Origin of the sequence: Legionella rowbothamii (genome assembly GCF_900639985.1) — a bacterium.
In the GTDB taxonomy this organism is placed as follows: Bacteria; Pseudomonadota; Gammaproteobacteria; order Legionellales; family Legionellaceae; genus Legionella; species Legionella rowbothamii.
Window position 1 is genome coordinate 1 of sequence record NZ_CAAAIM010000031.1, and the last position, 962, is coordinate 962.

Genomic DNA, 962 nt, shown 5'->3' on the forward strand with positions numbered 1-962 from the left:
CTAAGATCGCTCCGTCCATTTGCGCAGCACCAGTGATCATGTTCTTAACATAGTCAGCGTGTCCTGGGCAATCTACGTGCGCATAGTGTCTTGTAGCTGATTCATATTCTACGTGAGCTGTAGAAATTGTAATTCCACGCTCTCTTTCTTCTGGCGCAGCATCAATTTGGTCGTACGCTTTAGCCGTACCGCCAAACTTTTTCGCCATAATTGTCGTAATCGCTGCAGTCAAAGTTGTTTTACCATGGTCAACGTGACCAATAGTACCCACGTTAACGTGTGGCTTCTTACGCTCAAATTTTTCCTTCGCCATTGGAAAGTCTCCCCATATGCTAAATTAATATTTCATGGTGCCCACAACTGGACTCGAACCAACGACCTCTTCCTTACCAAGGAAGTGCTCTACCGCCTGAGCTATGTGGGCTTATATATATGCTTAGATCATTATATAAGCAAACATCTTCACTGTAATTGGAGCGGGTGATGGGAATCGAACCCACGCTATCAGCTTGGAAGGCTGAAGTTCTACCATTGAACTACACCCGCTATTTTTCTTCTTAATACTGGTGGAGGGGGAAGGATTCGAACCTTCGAAGGCAGAGCCGTCAGATTTACAGTCTGATCCCTTTGACCGCTCGGGAACCCCTCCAAAAAGAACGCTATTGTCTTTCAAGATGCTATGATTGTCAACACTTTGTTTGACGGCCAACTTAATTTAGATGGTGCCGGCACCAGGAATCGAACCCGGGACCTACTGATTACAAGTCAGTTGCTCTACCAACTGAGCTACGCCGGCATGTATCGCTCACTTACACTTTGCAAGTACTTCAGTGACATTTAAAGCCATTACTACTTATCGTCACTTTAATAAAACCCTGGCGATGACCTACTTTCACATGAGGAGACCTCACACTATCATTGGCGCATGTCTGTTTCACTTCTGAGTTCGAGATGGATTCAGG

1 protein-coding gene, 4 tRNA genes and 1 rRNA gene are annotated in these 962 nt (G+C 45.4%); all 6 read right to left on the bottom strand.

Features of this window, described 5'->3' with window-relative positions:
* The coding region (locus E1P08_RS17035; protein WP_242602519.1) for a GTP-binding protein at positions 1-313 on the bottom strand (313 nt) is incomplete at its 3' end.
* A gap of 35 nt (positions 314-348) precedes the next feature.
* A tRNA-Thr gene (locus tag E1P08_RS17040) sits at positions 349-424 on the bottom strand.
* A 48-nt stretch (positions 425-472) separates the two neighbouring features.
* Positions 473-546: transfer RNA gene (locus tag E1P08_RS17045), tRNA-Gly, on the bottom strand.
* An 18-nt stretch (positions 547-564) separates the two neighbouring features.
* Positions 565-649 (bottom strand) — tRNA-Tyr (locus E1P08_RS17050).
* Between the two features lie 71 nt (positions 650-720).
* Positions 721-796, bottom strand: a tRNA-Thr gene (locus E1P08_RS17055).
* A 77-nt stretch (positions 797-873) separates the two neighbouring features.
* Positions 874-962: ribosomal RNA gene (gene rrf, locus E1P08_RS17060) — 5S ribosomal RNA — on the bottom strand; the annotation flags it as partial.